We start from the raw sequence: 16,649 nt of genomic DNA, 5'->3' as shown, positions 1-16,649 counted from the left end.
GAAAAACAAGCGAAAGGGGTTTTACACGTGGAACATAAAGATGGGCAAGAACCAAATCTTAAAGGAACGTTTACATCGGTCATGATTGTCGCAGGTGTCATCATCGCCATGTGGTCTTCGGTCTTTTACTTATTTGTTACTCGATAAACATACAGGGAGAAGGGTCTCGTCATGCATATTCATAAATTAGAAAAATATTGGCTTACGTTTGGTATTATCTTACTTGCAGTTTTCTTGACTGTTCTAGGGGTATCTGCCTTCGCAGCGGGAAATCAACCTGCATCGGATGCGGATTTGATCGACCCGGCAAAAGTGAATCAGACGGCTCCGTTTGATCAACCGGGACTTCATCAAATTGGCGAGAATGAATACGAGCTCGTCATGATTGCACAAGCATTTACCTTTACACCAGGGAATGTCGAAATTCCAAAAGGTGCAAAAGTGACGTTCCTCGTGACGTCACCGGACGTCGTTCACGGATTTCAGTTGACAGGTACACCGGTCAATATGATGGTCGTCCCTGGACATATCAACTCATTGACGTACACGTTTGAGGAAGCTGGAGAATTTTTGATTCTTTGTAACGAATATTGTGGAACAGGACATCACATGATGTCGACTAAAATCAAGGTGGTGGAGTAAATGAACGATGTATCATCTAAACTGAAGCAATGGGAGATGGAGCGTGGAGTTCCGGTTCCGAGTATTGGAGCGAAAGAAGCGCGTCTTGCTTACGGTCACGTTCTTGTATCGATTCTCGCTGTCTTGATTGGTGCGTTGGCTGGTTTGATGCAGACGTTAATTCGGACCGGTGTCATTCCTGAAATTTTTGGATATTATCAGTTACTAACAGCTCACGGAATCATGCTCGGTATCGTCTTCACAACGATGTTCATCATCGGTCTATTATATGCGCTACTTGCGAAGTCATTCGGTCGCTTTGAATCGTTCCCGACCCGTGTCGCTTGGCTCGGTTTTTGGACGATGATTATCGGTGCTGTCATGATCACTGTGATGATTCTTGCTAATAAAGGGACTGTACTTTATACATTTTATGCACCGCTCATGGCAGATCCGCTCTTCTATGTCGGACTCGTCCTGTTCGTAGTCGGAACGTGGTTCTCCTCGTTCGCGATGTTCCGGATGTATGCAGATTACAAACGTGATAACCCAGGGGTTCATCCACCACTCCCGGCTTACATGAGTATTATGACGATGCTACTTTGGGTCATCGCGACACTCGGTGTCGCAGCGACGATTTTATTCCAACTCCTCCCGCTCTCACTCGGGTGGAAAGATACAGTCGGTATTGAATTATCCCGTACATTATTCTGGTACTTCGGGCACCCGCTCGTGTATTTCTGGCTCATGCCGGCATATATTGTGTGGTATACGGTCGTACCGAAAGTAATCGGCGGAAAAATCTTCTCTGATGCGTTGGCGCGAATGGCATTCTTGTTATTCTTACTCTTCTCATTCCCGGTCGGATTCCACCATCAATTGACAGAGCCAGGGATTGAACCGTTCTGGAAGTTCGTTCAAGTTATCTTGACGTTCTTAGTTGTCATTCCTTCGTTTATGACGGCGTTCTCGCTCTTTGCGACGTTCGAACTTCGTGGACGTGCGCTTGGTGCAAAAGGGTTGTTCGGCTGGGTGAAGAAAATGCCATATGGCGATGTTCGTTTCCTTGCACCATTCGTCGGGATGTTGTTCTTCATTCCTGCCGGCGCAGGTGGGATCATCAACGCTTCGCACCAATTGAACGCGATGGTCCACAATACACTTTGGGTCACAGGACACTTCCACATCACCGTCGGAACGGCTGTTGCCTTGACGTTCTTCGGAACGGCATACTGGCTCGTACCAGTCCTTCGTGGTCGCACGTTGACGAAGGCGATGAACAAACTTGGTTTGATTCAAGCAGGAACGTGGGCGTTCGGTATGGCCATCATGTCGTATGCGATGCATATCTCAGGGTTGAATGGGAACCCACGTCGTACGGGTCCGGCAACTTATTTCTCAGATGCGTTGACACGTGAATGGATTCCATATCACGTCATGATGGCAATCGGGGGAACAATTTTGTTCATCTCTGTTCTCATCTTCGTCTACTCGATGTTCAACTTGTCATTCCTCGCACCGAAAGGCGAAGAAGAATTCCCGCTCGCTGAGACAGAGGAAGCAGCGATGGATACACCACGTTATTTCGAGAATTGGAAACTATGGATCACCGTGACATTCGTCTTGATCGCATTTGCATACACCGTTCCAATCTGGCACTTGATTGAGAGTGCGCCTCCTGGAGCGCGTGGTTGGGTACTCTGGTAAACTAAAGTCAGCTCATACGTGAGCTGACTTTTTTGTGTGGGGAGGAACGGTATGAACACATTAGAAGTCATCCATGCAGCACGTTCGATACACTTAGGGAATCGACCGTTTGTCGTAGCGATTGATGGACTGAGCGGAGCGGGCAAAACGACGCGCGTTTCACATTTGAGCAATGAGCCGAGTGTTTATGTTCTTCACATCGATGACTATATCGTCGAACGTGCAAAGCGCTATGAGACCGGACAGTCTGAACCGACCGAGTATTATGCTCTACAATGGGACGTATCGCGTCTTGAGTGTGAACTGTTTCGTCCATTAAGGAATGGGATTACCGAACTAAAATTACCTCGTTACGTGTATGAACGAGATGTCATCGCAGAAGAGAAGATTGATGTGTCATCTGCTCATACAGTCGTCATAGAGGGGATTTTTTTGCAGCGACCGGAATGGCGTCCTTATTTCGATTATGTGATTTATCTCGACTGCCCACGCGAGGTTCGTTATGAGCGAGTATTGAACCGTGATACATACCTCGGCGATCCGGCGAAAAGACTTGCGAAATATAAGCGCCGGTACTGGCCCGGGGAAGATCTGTATCTTCAACAAATCGATCCGAAAAGAGGGGCGGATATCATACTCTGACTGAACATTTCAACATCTGACGCACGTGTCAGATGTTTTTTATTTGGAGAAAAATTGAAAAAATGATTGACGCAGAAGTGTATTAAACTAATAATACAGTTAGAAAGTGTATTAACCATGTCATACACTTAGAAAGGTGATGAACATGCAATTCAATACGAGGGCACCGGTTTATCTACAGGTCGTCGACTACTTCAAGAAGAAGATGGCACTCGGTGAACTGAGAGCCGGGGATGAGATGCCATCCCGACGAGAACTAGCAAACGATTTAAAAATTAATCCGAACACGGTTCAAAAAGCGTTTAAGGAAATGGAGGACCAACAATTGATTACGACCGAACGAAATCGACCGAGTCGCGTGACGACAGACGACGCCATCTTGAAACACATTCGTTCTGAGATTGTAGATGACGCGGTCGCTGTATTTGTGGAAGCGATTCAAGAACTCGACGTCTCGGTAGACGAACTTGTCGAGAAGATTAAACGACAGTACAAGGAGGGAATATACGATGATCGAAGTGTTGGGAGTTAAGAAGCGCTATCGCAAAAAACAAGTCATTGAAGACGTTTCGTTCACAGCGAACAAAGGAGAAATCACGTGCCTCATCGGACTGAACGGTACAGGGAAATCGACGTTATTGAAAGGCATCATGGGATTGACACCTTTTGATAAAGGTTCGGTATTGATTGATGGAAAACCGATCGATTTGAATCGAGTCGCTTTCGTCGCAGACCATGCGATGTTCCCGATTCACTTTACAATCGAGCAATGTGAGGCGTTCATGAAAGACTTTTATCCGACATTTGATTCGGCATTATTTGCTCGTCTCGTCGAAGACTTTAAATTGTTCCCGGAGGACAAGTTAAGCGAGTTATCGAAAGGGACGCTCGCCAAAGCGAACCTCGCACTCGGCATTGCCCAAGACCCGGATTATTTATTACTCGATGAACCGTTCTCAGGAATCGACGTCTTTTCGAAAGAACAGATTGTCGAACTGTTTTCGAGTGAGGTCATGGAGAACCGAGGCGTGCTCATTACGACACACGAGATTGAAGATATCGAGTACTTGATCGACAAGGCGGTCATGTTGAATAACGGACGCATCGTCCGTGAGTTTGATGTCGAAGATGTCCGTTTCATTCATGGGAAGTCCATCGTCGATGTAATGAGAGAGGAGTACGGGGCATGAATCTATTGAAACTATTGAGTTGGGAAGTCGAGCGTGTCACAAAACCGTTCTTGATGTTAGTCACCGGTCTCCTCGTCGTCCAGTTTGGATATCTCGGCTACTTTTTATGGGGCGAGACGAATTTTTATGAACAGTTACGTCGTGCAGGGAATGCAGACTATCAATTGATGTTTGTCAGTTACTTGAACGGAACTCCATATCTTTTATCCCTCGGGATTGCCGTTGCTGCCGTGTTACTGTACAGCGTATGGATTTGGTATCGCGATTTTCAAGGACGAGGGACGTTCATGATGCGACTCCTCACAATGCCACTAAAACGAATGACCATTTTTTTCGCCAAACTCGCTACCATATTAATGATGACGTTCGGGTTGTTCGCTGTCGAATGGATTGCCCTTAAGTTGCAATACATAGCGTTTACAAGTTGGTTCGAAGATAAGATGATTCCGATGCAAGGGTCATTTGAACAAGCACTATCGTACCAGGGAATACTGTCTATGATGTATCCTTCTTCACTCGTTAATTTTGTCATTCATCAATTGATGATCACGATCGCTGTGCTCTTCATCTTCGCATTTGTGTTGATTGAACGAAGTTTCTGGCAACGGACGTTGTGGTCACCGGTACTTAGCTTATCGATTCTAGTTGTCATCTTAACTATTCCGATTTTAGGCTACGCGTTCTTGGATAATTACCTGATTTATGATGAGACGATTGTATATGTCGGTGTGGTGTTAATAGCATGGGCAGGTGTGACGATTTGGCTAGGCGGACGATTTTTACAGACGAAACTGAATGTTTGAGGTGAGAAAATGAAACGAATGTGGAATGTGGCCGCTCTTGGTGCGGTCATCGTGATTGGACTTGGGACGTTTGCTGTTGATGCGACGGAAACGAAAGCAGAATGGGCGTTAGACATCAATTCGAATCCATCTGTTTGGACAGACGCAGTGGTTGAGATCAGTTATAGCATAGAGGACAGTGTAGAAGAGCGGTTTGAAGTGACGACTGATGAGAGTCGCATCACGTCAAATTTGAATTATATTGCTGAGGCGCTACGGTATCATGAACGTTTAAATGAGGGAGAACGCCCGGTTCATCGACAAATGAGCGGAATGACATATGCCCAATCGATTCAAACAGAAGAGGGATATATCGGGGTCGGTCAGGATGGAATGAAAGAGCTCATCGTATTTGAACAAGTAGAAGGAAAAGAGCTATCGACTTATACGTTCGATGCCGAGGAACGTCAAATTTATGAGATCATGACAGGGTGGTGGGCAGGTATCTTTATTAAGGACGGCCAGTTAAATTTGATCTATCGGGACGGATATGGCGAGGTAACAAAAACGATGCTCGCCACGTTCAACCAGACGATGAATGATGTGACCGTCAAAGAATTGAGTATGGACAAAGGATTTATCACCGGTGTCATGCATACGAATCGATTTTATGCTACTGATGTAGATACTCGGCTGACAGAAACACGTTACGTTCCAGTCAGTGTTAGTTCTCACGAAGTCATCCGAGAAGGGGAAGAGGACATCCATGTTGAGGACGCGATGCCAGGACTATTCGCTTACGATACAAAAACGGGGAAAGTTGTTCAATTGGTTGAAGGCCAAGGCTTTTGGGATCATACAGTGTCAGGCCACAACCTGATCGCATTAAATGAAGACGGCGAGGAAGTCGTCATCGACTTGAACACCGGGAAACAAACGACTCGGATAGTTCTCGACTCGGTGGATCATGCCTCTTACGTAAATGGTCGCCTGTACCAAACGCGCCAAGCGAAGGACGGTGTCGTTATCGATGTATACGAGGATGGGAGACAAATCTCAAGCGCGGCAATCACGCCTGAAAATGAAGAAGCGCGTGACATGCTCAAACAGATTGACGTATATGTCAGATAAAAATATGCAAAGATGGGGTCCATCCGAAGCGTGAGTCAGCGTCATTACTAGTGATGACCGCTACGATAACGTTTCTTCACTGCTATAACGGGGAGGATGCCTCATCAACATTCTGAGCGGACAAGTTTGTCCGCTTTTTTATTTTTTACATTTCTAAATATAGACATATGTCTTACTCCTTAGAACATCTTTTCCGGGCTTACATTCCAAATTTTAGTATGTTAATTTTGCGAGTGAATGGGAGGTCATATATATGAAAAATTCGACTAAAGAGTGGATTTACATCCTACTCCTCGCAGCCATTACCGTTATACACTTTTTTGTGGATGGATTGTCTGAGAATAGTAAAACGGTTATAACCATTGCGATTTTTCTGATCGCTGCAGTGCTTAAATTTGGAGTGAAAACGAAGGAGGAGAGATAAATTGTCCATAAAATCAAAAATTGTATCAGTTATGATGGCAATGGTACTTGTTTTGTCTGCCTCACTCATACCAGTAGGTTCAGCTAACGCTGCTGATGGTTTGAATGAGCAGGATTTACAGTTAATTGAGATCCTAACTGCAATCGAGAATATGCCGGATGAAGTGATTATGCAAGGCGAGGAAGCCATTAAAACATACCTTGAGAATGAAGTGAGTTTCCCACTCGGTTTAGATGAGGGACAAGGTTTATCGGATGTTCGAATGGCTAGTATAGGTTCAATTGCAGGTTGTGTAGGGGCCGTTGGAACTGCAATCGTCGTCAATTTTACTCCAGCTAAAATCCTCAAAATTAAGTCTGCCTTGAAATCTGTCGGTGGCGCCACTAAGTTTGTTAAAGCAATTAAACCATACTATAAGATGTCACAAGAGGATAAATTAAGTAAGACAGCGTCACTTAAACAAGCTGTCCGACTCGCCGCTAAAGATGCAGGACCAGATGCGCGCGAAGCCTTGCTAGATCTCTTCGGTGTTTCATCTGTGATTGGTTCATGTTCAGCAGCCTTTGGGAAATAAAACAGACCCCGATTGATTTCGGAGTCTCATAAAATCTGAGCGGGTCTTGGCATACCTGCTCTTTGTATTAGTGTTGGAATACTGAACTTGCACCCATAAGTATAGTGAGGCGATGATTGCATACAAATCCGGCCCCTTTACTTAGTCGGTTTCGGGATGATGACGCCTTCTTCTAAATCAAGTAACAAGTCGATCAGTTCCGCACAGAACTCTGGGAACTGCTCCAAAAAGGCACCGGGACCGACTTCATCCGTAAAGTCGATATATAGATCGACAACATTACCAGACATTTTCGCGGGTAAGGCGAGGAACGCCGAACCGAAGCGCCAGCTGCCTCGGATATCGAGTAACTTCCCGAGGACGAGGTCGCCGGTCTCACGTTCTTCCGGTAACTGAACAGCATATGTCTCTTTTGACTCCCAGTCTTTTAACTGACCGTCTTCGGTCACTTCAAAAATGCTGCAACGCGGGACAGCAAGTCCACGGAGTGCGTGATAGAGGGCAGGTGACATGTCGCCTTTATGGTCAGTCAAATAGCGACCGTGGGGCGTCATACCGTCCTCGTCTGTCTCAAAGAAGACGGCCCAGTCGATGAAGAGGTCACGGAAGAGCTCAGCGTCTTTTAAATGCCAAGTCCCTTCCGACGCGATCTCTTGAATATAGTTCGTCCACTGTGTGCTTCGCGCAAGAGCCGCTTGCTCATATAACTTTTTCAGTTCGGCAAGCAATTCGGACTCTTCGACGAGCAAAGGGAAGGGAATTACTTTCCGGTCTTTTTTCATCGGCGCGGTCCTCGCTTGTTCTCAGGACGTTTGACGACAGGAGGCTTCTCCTCAATCCGTTTCTCAATCACGTCGCCACGATAAATCTCAAGTTCTTTTAACTCGACACCGAGTTGACGTGCGAATGATTTCAAGTGTGGGAGATCATCTGTCGTCACGAGGGAAAGGACGGTTCCGGCTGCGCTACCGCGAGCGGTACGGCCTGAACGGTGAATGAAGTCGTCGATTGATTCCGGTAAGTCGAAATGGACGACATGTGTCACATCCTCAATATCGAGGCCGCGTGCCGCGAGGCCGGTCGTGATGAGGAGCGGGTATTCCCCTTTACGGAATTCACGGAGCGTCTCGACGCGTTCACGTTTTCCTTTCAAGCTGTCGAGCATCCGATAGTCCACTTTCAACTTCTCTAATTCTCCTCGAAGAGGTGGCAAGAACGAACGGTTGTTGATGAAGGCGAGTGCCTTCACGCCATCGACGTGTGAAAGACGACGAAGGAGTTCCGGTTTGTAGCGACGCGTCGTCAACAGATAGCCGTATGTCACTTGATCGCTGACAGCACGTTCGATTTTGATATGAGCCGGCTCGTTCATGAATGGTGATGACCACTCTTTGAGTGAATCGGTGAGTGTTGCCGAGACGAGTGCAAGCTGACGCTCATGCGCAGTATGCTTGATGATTCGTTCTGCGGCCTCTGTCAACCCGCTGTCGATGATTTGGTCGGCTTCATCTAAAATAACGGTATGTGTCTCGTGAAGCTTCAGTTTTTTCTTGTCAATCAACTCGACGAGACGACCCGGTGTCCCGACAATCAAATGCGGCTTTTTCTTGATCCGGTCGATTTGGCGTTTCAATTCGACACCGCCGATGAATGAACCGATGCGGACGTCGCCTTTTTCAGTGAAGCGCTGTGCGACTTGTTGAATCTGCATGACAAGTTCACGAGTCGGGGCGACGATGACGACTTGGATACGATCGTTCGACGGATCAATCTTTTCAATCGCGGGAAGTAAATAGGCGAGCGTCTTACCCGTTCCCGTCGGTGCTTCGATTGTCACGTCTTTTCCATCTAATAGTAGGGGAAACGCTTCTTTTTGGACCGGCATCGGCTCGTTAAAGCCCATCCGTTCCCACGTTTCGTTAATAAAAGGTTTTGTAAAATTCATAATCGGTCTCCTTATCTTTAGGCAAAAACAAAGGAAGCGAAAGCGCTCCCTCGTCAAATATAGCGAACATGCTCCTGACCATCTTCCATTGTAGAACGTAACGTCTGTGTAAACGTTTGACCGTCCTCAATGAGTTGGATGTGGGCATCCGCACCTTCTTCTGTCAATTTAACTTGTTCAATCGTGAATCCTTGATAGACACGATACTGTAACTCGGTCGTCATTTGCTCGAACGGTTTCAGTTCCGGGTGTGTCGTGATGACATTCATTGGACGCGACTCAAGTGCAGCGAGTAGTTGGTCGCGATAATCGATAAAATCTTCATTTTCGATGTCATCGTCAAAGCGAATCCAGAACCCTCCATCTTCAAATTCTGTGATAAATCCGTCACGCTTTTCACCTGCCTCGTCGACCTTCAATGAGATACGATCGCCGACTTGAAAGGTATTGTTTGTTGTTAATGGTTCGTACGTCATAAGTAGAACCCCTTCCTCTTATACAATGTTCTGCCTTCATTGTGTCTGATACGACACGAAAATTCAAGTTCTAACAGAGTGATGTGAGTTAAATCACTCTAAAAACTGTATAGTTAGTCACAGAACAATCAAAATAGTACAGATGAAATTGAAACCCTATCTAACAGGGATTCATCTGTTTCAAACTTTATGAAGTAAGGAATATAACAGTTTGTAAAACGCTTTCAAAAACGGCTGTTTTATCACGTTCATAAGATTGTTACAAGTTTCACAATAATGTAAAACATATTGTTCACGTTTTCACGTACACTTCAAGTATAGATAGCAGGCAGTTACTTTCGAGAATGAGGAGTGAATCAACATGGCAACCGAAATCAAATCCGCATGGTCAGGTTTTGTACCTGGTCAATGGACGAATGAAGTAAACGTCAGTGAGTTTATCCGTTTGAACCGTCATGAATACACAGGGAACGATACGTTCTTAGCAGGTCCGACAGAAGCGACGAACGTTCTGTGGAATCGTGTGATGGAACTTACAAAAGAAGAACGTGAACGTGGAGGCGTCTGGGACGTCGATCAACACACACCATCGACGATTGTGTCGCATGGACCAGGCTACTTAAACAAAGAGTTAGAAAAAGTCGTCGGCGTTCAAACGGATGAACCGTTCAAACGTTCGATTCACCCGAATGGCGGTATTCGTATGGTTGATGCCGCACTCGAATCATATGGTTTCGAACCAGATGAAGAAATCACAAAAATTTACTCAGAAATCCGTAAAACACATAACCAAGGTGTCTTCGATGCCTATACGCCTGAGATGCGGGCCGCTCGTAAGTCGGGAATCATCACAGGTCTTCCGGATGCTTACGGTCGTGGACGCATCATCGGGGACTATCGTCGCGTCGCTCTCTATGGGATTGACTTCTTGATGGCAGAACGTAAAAAAGATTTGGCAAAACGCGGCGGATTCTTATCTGAATCGGACATCCGCGAGCGGGAAGAGCTGAATGAACAACTTCGTGCCCTCCAAGAGCTCAAGCAACTCGGATCGGCTTATGGGTTTGACCTTGGTCGTCCTGCGGAAAACACGCAAGAAGCGTATCAATGGGTGTACTTGGCCTATCTCGCAGCCATCAAAGAACAAAATGGTGCGGCGATGTCACTCGGTCGCGTCTCCACGTTCCTTGATGTGTACGCAGAGCGTGATATCGAGTCTGGTCGTTTGACCGAATCAGATGTCCAAGAAATCGTCGACCACTTCATCATGAAGCTTCGGATCGTCAAATTCTTACGGACGCCGGACTATAACGAATTATTCTCAGGTGACCCAACATGGGTAACAGAATCAATCGGTGGGATGAGTGAAGATGGTCGCTCGAACGTCACGAAGAGCTCGTTCCGATTCTTGCATTCACTCACAAACCTTGGACCAGCTCCGGAACCGAACTTGACTGTCCTTTGGTCAACGAAACTTCCAGAAGGGTTTAAACAATACTGTGCGAAAATGTCGATTGAAACGTCGGCCATTCAATACGAAAACGATGATTTGATGATGCCACAATTCGGCGACGACTACGGCATCGCATGTTGTGTATCACCGATGAAGATCGGGAAACAAATGCAGTTCTTCGGTGCGCGTGCCAACATGGCAAAAGCCCTTCTTTATAGCATGAACGGCGGACGCGATGAGAAGAACGGCGCTCAAATTGCCCCGGTTTGGGAAATGAACACAGAAGATGTACTCACGTACGAAAAAGTATATGCCGATTTCGACCGTACACTCGACTGGTTGGCAGAACTATACGTCAACACACTCAACGTCATTCACTTCATGCATGACAAATATGCATATGAACGAATCGAAATGGCGCTTCACGATCCAGAAATCTTACGGACGATGGCTTGTGGAATCGCTGGTCTCTCGGTAACGGCCGACAGTCTCTCGGCAATCAAATACGCGAACGTTAAACCGGTCCGTAACGAAGAAGGAATCATCATCGACTTCGAAACAGAAGGAGACTTCCCGAAATTCGGAAACAATGATGACCGTGTCGATGCGATCGCTGTCGAACTCGTCGAGTCATTCATGGAAAAAGTACGGAAACATAAAACGTACCGTGACGCGCTTCACACACAATCGGTACTCACGATTACATCAAACGTCGTCTACGGTAAGAAAACTGGGAACACGCCAGACGGTCGTCGTGCTGGTGAACCGTTTGCTCCAGGAGCAAACCCAATGCATGGACGAGATACTAAAGGTGCGGCTGCATCACTTTCATCAGTCGCGAAACTTCCGTTTGAGCACGCACAGGATGGAATCTCGTACACGTTCTCAATCGTACCGAAAGCACTCGGAAAAGAAGAAATCGCACGTGAACTCAACTTGGCGGCACTTCTCGACGGTTATATGAGTGGAGAGCATAAGGGACATCATTTGAACGTCAACGTCTTCAACCGTGAAACTCTTCTTGATGCGATGGAACATCCAGAAGAGTATCCACAGCTCACAATCCGCGTATCTGGATATGCGGTCAACTTCATCAAATTGACGCGTGAGCAACAGATTGATGTAATCAACCGTACGTTCCACGGTTCGTTGTAAATAAAGGCTTAGCGGCCTTCGTTAGGAAGGTCGCTCATTCGTTAGGAGGTCATTTCGATGACAATGGGATATGTACACTCGGTCGAATCATTCGGAACAGTTGACGGCCCTGGTATTCGCTTCATCGTCTTTTTACAAGGTTGTGCGTTACGTTGCCTGTATTGCCATAATGCGGACACGTGGGATTTCAAAAAGAATAATCACCGCTCGGCTGAAGACGTCATTCAAGAGGCGCTCAGCTATCGTCCGTTCATGGAAGCATCGAATGGTGGCATCACCATCTCTGGTGGCGATCCACTCGCGCAACCCGAATTTTTAGAGGCGCTACTACGTGAAGCGAAAAAGCACGGGCTCCATACGACGCTCGATACGTCCGGTGCGCTCCGTCCTCCTAATTTGGATGCGATTTTAGATCATACCGATCTTGTCTTGCTCGATATCAAGCATATCGATGACGATATGTGTAAAAAGCTAACGGGTCGTAGCAATGCCAACACGCTCGCGCTTGCCGAACATCTTTCCGAGCGCGGAACAAAAATGTGGATTCGCCACGTCCTCGTTCCTGGGTGGACGCTTGAAGAAGGTGCGCTTCGTCGCACTGCCGCGTTCATTCAGAAGCTAGACCATGTCGAGAAAGTCGAAATCTTGCCGTATCATGAAATGGGCGTCTACAAATGGGAGGCGCTTGGATTAGATTATCCGCTTAAAGGAACGAAACCTCCGACATCAGATGAAGTCGAGTGGGCGGAAGGAATTTTGCAGGGAACTGTATAAAACAAGCGCAGGCCACATCGGCCTGCGCTTGTTTTATTGATTTAGAGATTAGACAAAAGTTTGGAGAATCAAAAAGAGATTTAATGCGATGACAATCGCTGTAATTCCCCAACCGATCCATGTTGTGAAGCGGTGATTCACCAGTCCGCCCATCAATTGCTTGTTGCTCGTAAAGAGAAGTAAGGGGACGAGGGCAAACGCGATGCCGAACGAAAGAACGACTTGACTCCAAACGAGAGCGTTTGACAAATTGACGCCAGACAAAATGAGTAAGAGCGGTGGGGTCATCGTAATTAGACGACGCACGTAAATCGGGATATGCTTTTGAATATAACCTTGCATAACGACATCTCCAGCCAACGTACCGACAGATGCGCTTGATAGTCCAGCGACCATTAATCCAATCCCGAACAGCATAGCAATCGGTGAACCTAAAAAGGAATCGAACTGCTGGTGGGCAATCTCCAAGTCATTTACGATTATACCGTTCTTATAAAAGACAGCAGCAGCGATAATTAACATGCTCGCATTGATCGCACCAGCAAAAATCATTGCAATCATCACATCGATTCGTTCGAATTTCATAATTCGCTTTCGTGCCACCGTATCTTTTCCGATGATCCGTCGTTGCGTCAACGCAGAGTGTAAGTAAATGGCATGCGGCATCACGGTTGCACCTAATATTCCGGCAGCCAGTAAAATACTCTCAGTGCCATCGAAACGAGGAATTAAGAGACCGGATAAAAGAGGCTTCATTTCAGGTTGAGCACTGAACGTTTGAATGGCGAATGCGAGAGCGACAACGAGTAGCATACCTGTTATAACCGTTTCGAGAGGTCGGTAGCCACGTCGTTGCACTTCTAAAATCGCAAAGGAACCGACCGCTGCGAGGAGTGCGGCTTGAATCAGTGTTACGTCAAACACCAGGTAGATTCCGAGAGCGGCACCGACAAACTCGGCCAAATCAGTTGCCATAATCATCAACTCGGCTTGAATCCATAAAAAGATGGCAGTTTTCCGAGAGAAGCGATCTCGACAAATCTCAGGTAAATTTTTTCCGGTCGCGATTCCGATTTTGGCAGATAACGTTTGAATCAAACCGGCCATGATGTTTGCAATTAAAATCACCCATAGAAGCAAGTAACCAAACTGAGAACCTGCGGCAATATTGGTCGCATAGTTTCCGGGGTCAATATAAGCAATCGAAGCGACAAAAGCCGGACCTAGAAATGGGAGGAGTGTTTTCATTTTTTGAGATATCGAGTGATGTGTTCGAGGCGATTCGACTTCGTTCAACATGACATATCCTTCTTTCTTTTGCCTGATGGTTAATTTGTTTACCTAAGGAAACTTTTTAAGTATAAGGCAATTTTACGCCTGGTGAAATAGCTTGTCAAATCGTATAAAAAAGAACTGTGAGAAGTTCACAGTTCTTAATCTTTATGACCGACGCTTTTTCTTTTCTAACACTCGTGCATGTTCTGCCTGTTTCTTCTCCATATAGAGAAGTTCTCGTTCGAGTTTGAGGTAACTCGCGTAGCGTTTCGCATCTATCGTACCGTTCGCAAGCGCCTCTTGGACGGCGCAGCCCGGTTCTTTCTGATGTGAACAGTCGCGGAAACGACACGTCTCGGCAAGCGCTTCGATATCACGGAACGTGTCCTCGAGATGCTCGCTTCCTTCCCATAGTCCGAATTCTCGCATCCCCGGTGTATCGATGACGTATAAATCATCGATTCGGAAGAGTTCGCGGTGTGTCGTCGTATGCTTCCCACGCTCGTCTTGTGCCCGAACGGTTTGTGTGACGGCGAGTGCCTCGTGGGCGAGGGCGTTCGTCAGTGTGGACTTTCCGACTCCGGACGAACCGACGAATGCAATCGTGCTCTCGCTCGGTAACGCGTGACGAAGTTCAGCCACACCTTCTCCCGTCACGGCACTGACGGGGAATACTTGAATCCCGGGTGCGTTCACTTGAATGTCTTCAAGCAATGCGTCGACGGAGTCGACTTGGTCGGTCTTCGTCAGGACGATGATTGGAATGGCGTCTGTGTCCCAAGCGGCTAACGTATAGCGCTCTAGTCGGCGGATATTGAAGTCGTGTCCACACGCCATCGTGATCAGAACGTAGTCGACGTTCGCGCAGATCAGTTGTTCACGTGTCTCGTTGCCGGCAGCCGCTCGTGATAGAACGGTCCGACGCTCAAGGAGATGGTGAATCGTACCTTGACCATGCTCGCGAACTTGAATCGTGACATAATCGCCGATGACCGGGTAATCCCGTTCGCTCGTCGCTGCATGTCGAAATTTTCCGGAGACTCCGCACATATAACCTTTCTCTCCGATGGAAACCGTATAAAGATGTTGGAACTGTGCCGTGACACGTCCCGTTTCAGTTTGTTGAAACAAAATAGAATCCTCCTTTTAATGATGGAGGACGACAGCCCTCCGATTCGCTGACATTAGGTGGCGTGCATGCATCATGTTGCTCATAAAACATCATCCTTTCATTGTTCGATAGCATAAGTTTACCATAATATTTGAAAACGGTAACATCTCAGTCTAAAGACCGAGGCGAAACAAGCCTTCCGCTCGTCGACCTATACAAAATAACGTATTATGATAAGAGTGTACTTAATAAGGAGGGATGACAGATGAATCACCAAATGAAGAAGGTGCTGTTCATCGTGGCCGGGATCGCTCTAGTGCTCGTGTTAATCGGTGCTTTACCGAATATGATTTTGTTCGGATTAGGAGCTCTCTTGACGCTTTGGGCTGGAGTCCGTTTTCAGGCTGTGACACACATCGGTGCTAAAGTTGGTTTCGGAATCCTTGCTGTCGTCGGGATTGGGACGATGCTCTCGAACATTTGGGCACTCGTCGGAGTGATTGTGGCATGGTTGTTATTTAAAGGGTATATGATGTATACGGGACAAAAACGAGATCCGGATGTCGAGATTTTAGATGCGGATGGAACTCGTGCTGGCCGTAGCAGCTTCCAACAGTTCGATCAAGTATGGCAGAAATTTGTTAATCGTCGTTAAGATTTCATAAGGAGGATTCACCATGAAGACACCGTTTGATCAGTTTCGTGAATTAGCGAATGAGTTGACGAAAGAGATTTCAAAAGAAGTGAAGAAGTATCAAGATAAAGAGATGCCACGTTCAAGCGGAGAAGCGGAATTGAACCGTCATATCCGTGGAGCGGAGAAGGAAGCGTTGTCTGTTGAGCGACTTGTTGAACGTCAACGTACACTACTCTCAGAACTTGCTGAAAAACGTGACGATGCCAAGAAAATGGCGGATAAGCGATATGAACAGACAGAGCTGGCGAAACAAGCTGATGAAGAGAAGTTGGCAGAGCGTGCAGCGCTCGAGTCGAAACATTACGGAGAACAGTACCGTTATTTTGAAGGCTTGATTGATGAAGGAGAGCGTGAATTGGATGCACTTGAACGTCGTGCGCTCGAGATGAAACTCAAGCTCGATGAGATGCAGAACAAACGATATGAGTTCGCGATGCGTGAAAATCTAGATCTGTTAAAAGGGACACTCGACCAAATTTTTGGTCAGAACACGTCACAGTCTCATCCTTTCACTGAGGAAGAAAAGAAAGAAGAGCCTGCTGAAGAGAAACAAGACACGCAAGCAGACGAAGATGATTTTGAAGCAAAACTAAAAGAACTGGAGCGTCGCTTTAAACAGGAGTGAGGTGACGGTTCGGCGATGACCTAAATGAGGTCATCGCTTTCTTTGCTTCATACATATAAACAGAAAG

18 protein-coding genes are annotated in these 16,649 nt (G+C 46.6%); 13 read left to right on the top strand and 5 right to left on the bottom strand.

Translation table 11 applies throughout. From position 1 onward, the window contains the following. Window positions 1-27: 27 nt before the first annotated feature. From KNO95_RS11880 to KNO95_RS11840, 9 genes are all read left to right on the top strand, one after another. On the top strand, window positions 28-147 hold the full coding sequence (locus KNO95_RS11880) for a cytochrome c oxidase subunit 2A (protein ID WP_224863290.1): 120 nt from the start codon (window positions 28-30) through the stop codon (window positions 145-147). A 24-nt stretch (window positions 148-171) separates the two neighbouring features. Then, window positions 172-642 carry a cytochrome c oxidase subunit II gene (locus KNO95_RS11875; RefSeq protein WP_026826780.1) on the top strand — a complete coding sequence of 157 codons (471 nt, stop codon included), beginning with the start codon at window positions 172-174 and terminating at the stop codon, window positions 640-642. Beyond that, window positions 643-2,328 carry a b(o/a)3-type cytochrome-c oxidase subunit 1 gene (locus KNO95_RS11870; protein ID WP_034771235.1) on the top strand — a complete coding sequence of 562 codons (1,686 nt, stop codon included), beginning with the start codon at window positions 643-645 and terminating at the stop codon, window positions 2,326-2,328. It begins immediately after the preceding gene. A 51-nt stretch (window positions 2,329-2,379) separates the two neighbouring features. Continuing rightward, window positions 2,380-2,970 (top strand): kinase, encoded by a 591-nt coding sequence (locus KNO95_RS11865; RefSeq protein ID WP_214879092.1) that lies wholly within the window; start codon window positions 2,380-2,382, stop codon window positions 2,968-2,970. A 139-nt stretch (window positions 2,971-3,109) separates the two neighbouring features. Then, window positions 3,110-3,502: a GntR family transcriptional regulator gene (locus tag KNO95_RS11860; RefSeq protein WP_026826777.1), complete on the top strand. Its 393-nt coding sequence runs from the start codon at window positions 3,110-3,112 to the stop codon at window positions 3,500-3,502. Further along, the gene (locus tag KNO95_RS11855) at window positions 3,480-4,160 is read left to right on the top strand and encodes an ABC transporter ATP-binding protein (protein ID WP_214701112.1); all 681 of its coding nucleotides are present in this window, start codon (window positions 3,480-3,482) and stop codon (window positions 4,158-4,160) included. Before KNO95_RS11860 ends, KNO95_RS11855 begins: the two co-directional genes overlap by 23 nt. Beyond that, the gene (locus KNO95_RS11850) at window positions 4,157-4,963 is read left to right on the top strand and encodes a hypothetical protein (protein ID WP_214879091.1); all 807 of its coding nucleotides are present in this window, start codon (window positions 4,157-4,159) and stop codon (window positions 4,961-4,963) included. Before KNO95_RS11855 ends, KNO95_RS11850 begins: the two co-directional genes overlap by 4 nt. Window positions 4,964-4,972: 9 nt before the next feature. Further along, window positions 4,973-6,073 carry a hypothetical protein gene (locus KNO95_RS11845; RefSeq protein WP_214879090.1) on the top strand — a complete coding sequence of 367 codons (1,101 nt, stop codon included), beginning with the start codon at window positions 4,973-4,975 and terminating at the stop codon, window positions 6,071-6,073. 425 nt (window positions 6,074-6,498) lie between these two features. Then, entirely contained in the window at window positions 6,499-7,071 is a 573-nt protein-coding gene (locus KNO95_RS11840) for a hypothetical protein (protein ID WP_214879089.1), read from the top strand. Window positions 7,072-7,208: 137 nt separating this feature from the next. On the opposite strand, the gene KNO95_RS11835 is transcribed toward KNO95_RS11840, so the two are convergent. From KNO95_RS11835 to KNO95_RS11825, 3 genes are read right to left on the bottom strand one after another with little or no spacing between them, the layout of a single operon-like run. Continuing rightward, complete coding sequence (locus tag KNO95_RS11835; protein ID WP_026826772.1) at window positions 7,209-7,853, bottom strand: hypothetical protein; 645 nt, start codon at window positions 7,851-7,853, stop codon at window positions 7,209-7,211. Then, window positions 7,850-9,016 carry a DEAD/DEAH box helicase gene (locus tag KNO95_RS11830; RefSeq protein WP_214879088.1) on the bottom strand — a complete coding sequence of 389 codons (1,167 nt, stop codon included), beginning with the start codon at window positions 9,014-9,016 and terminating at the stop codon, window positions 7,850-7,852. The genes KNO95_RS11835 and KNO95_RS11830 overlap by 4 nt, the downstream gene beginning before the upstream one ends. A gap of 53 nt (window positions 9,017-9,069) precedes the next feature. After that, entirely contained in the window at window positions 9,070-9,492 is a 423-nt protein-coding gene (locus KNO95_RS11825; RefSeq protein WP_214879087.1) for a hypothetical protein, read from the bottom strand. A gap of 373 nt (window positions 9,493-9,865) precedes the next feature. Between KNO95_RS11825 and pflB the strand changes: the two genes are divergently transcribed. Together pflB and pflA are read left to right on the top strand one after the other, a co-directional pair. Further along, window positions 9,866-12,100 (top strand): formate C-acetyltransferase, encoded by a 2,235-nt coding sequence (gene pflB, locus KNO95_RS11820; protein WP_026826769.1) that lies wholly within the window; start codon window positions 9,866-9,868, stop codon window positions 12,098-12,100. A 57-nt stretch (window positions 12,101-12,157) separates the two neighbouring features. Continuing rightward, a complete protein-coding gene (gene pflA, locus KNO95_RS11815; RefSeq protein WP_026826768.1) occupies window positions 12,158-12,874 on the top strand; it encodes a pyruvate formate-lyase-activating protein in 717 nt (238 codons plus the stop codon). 48 nt (window positions 12,875-12,922) lie between these two features. Here pflA and KNO95_RS11810 read toward each other — a convergent pair whose 3' ends face one another. Further along, complete coding sequence (locus tag KNO95_RS11810) at window positions 12,923-14,200, bottom strand: Nramp family divalent metal transporter (protein ID WP_268745959.1); 1,278 nt, start codon at window positions 14,198-14,200, stop codon at window positions 12,923-12,925. Window positions 14,201-14,314: 114 nt separating this feature from the next. Then, complete coding sequence (rsgA, locus tag KNO95_RS11805) at window positions 14,315-15,280, bottom strand: ribosome small subunit-dependent GTPase A (protein WP_214879085.1); 966 nt, start codon at window positions 15,278-15,280, stop codon at window positions 14,315-14,317. Window positions 15,281-15,525: 245 nt separating this feature from the next. Between rsgA and KNO95_RS11800 the strand changes: the two genes are divergently transcribed. Together KNO95_RS11800 and KNO95_RS11795 are read left to right on the top strand one after the other, a co-directional pair. Continuing rightward, the gene (locus tag KNO95_RS11800) at window positions 15,526-15,915 is read left to right on the top strand and encodes a lmo0954 family membrane protein (protein WP_214879083.1); all 390 of its coding nucleotides are present in this window, start codon (window positions 15,526-15,528) and stop codon (window positions 15,913-15,915) included. A 22-nt stretch (window positions 15,916-15,937) separates the two neighbouring features. Continuing rightward, entirely contained in the window at window positions 15,938-16,582 is a 645-nt protein-coding gene (locus KNO95_RS11795) for a PspA/IM30 family protein (RefSeq protein ID WP_214703933.1), read from the top strand. The last annotated feature ends 67 nt before the right edge of the window (window positions 16,583-16,649 follow it).

Origin of the sequence: Exiguobacterium sp. ERU653, from assembly GCF_018617775.1 — a bacterium.
Classification (GTDB): Bacteria; Bacillota; Bacilli; order Exiguobacteriales; family Exiguobacteriaceae; genus Exiguobacterium; species Exiguobacterium marinum.
Note: the sequence above shows the minus strand (reverse complement) of the source record. Positions and strands in the feature narration are given on the sequence as shown.

What these genes read in the sequence shown, in the direction of transcription:
- KNO95_RS11860 (WP_026826777.1), top strand. Translation starts at nt 3,110, where the DNA reads ATGAACATGCAATTCAATACGAGGGCACCGGTTTATCTACAGGTCGTC.
- KNO95_RS11865 (WP_214879092.1), top strand. Translation starts at nt 2,380, where the DNA reads ATGAACACATTAGAAGTCATCCATGCAGCACGTTCGATACACTTAGGG.
- KNO95_RS11835 (WP_026826772.1), bottom strand. Translation starts at nt 7,853, where the DNA reads ATGAAAAAAGACCGGAAAGTAATTCCCTTCCCTTTGCTCGTCGAAGAG.
- KNO95_RS11825 (WP_214879087.1), bottom strand. Translation starts at nt 9,492, where the DNA reads ATGACGTACGAACCATTAACAACAAACAATACCTTTCAAGTCGGCGAT.
- KNO95_RS11870 (WP_034771235.1), top strand. Translation starts at nt 643, where the DNA reads ATGAACGATGTATCATCTAAACTGAAGCAATGGGAGATGGAGCGTGGA.
- KNO95_RS11855 (WP_214701112.1), top strand. Translation starts at nt 3,480, where the DNA reads ATGATCGAAGTGTTGGGAGTTAAGAAGCGCTATCGCAAAAAACAAGTC.
- pflA (WP_026826768.1), top strand. Translation starts at nt 12,158, where the DNA reads ATGACAATGGGATATGTACACTCGGTCGAATCATTCGGAACAGTTGAC.
- KNO95_RS11830 (WP_214879088.1), bottom strand. Translation starts at nt 9,016, where the DNA reads ATGAATTTTACAAAACCTTTTATTAACGAAACGTGGGAACGGATGGGC.
- KNO95_RS11850 (WP_214879091.1), top strand. Translation starts at nt 4,157, where the DNA reads ATGAATCTATTGAAACTATTGAGTTGGGAAGTCGAGCGTGTCACAAAA.
- KNO95_RS11795 (WP_214703933.1), top strand. Translation starts at nt 15,938, where the DNA reads ATGAAGACACCGTTTGATCAGTTTCGTGAATTAGCGAATGAGTTGACG.
- KNO95_RS11800 (WP_214879083.1), top strand. Translation starts at nt 15,526, where the DNA reads ATGAATCACCAAATGAAGAAGGTGCTGTTCATCGTGGCCGGGATCGCT.
- KNO95_RS11875 (WP_026826780.1), top strand. Translation starts at nt 172, where the DNA reads ATGCATATTCATAAATTAGAAAAATATTGGCTTACGTTTGGTATTATC.
- KNO95_RS11845 (WP_214879090.1), top strand. Translation starts at nt 4,973, where the DNA reads ATGAAACGAATGTGGAATGTGGCCGCTCTTGGTGCGGTCATCGTGATT.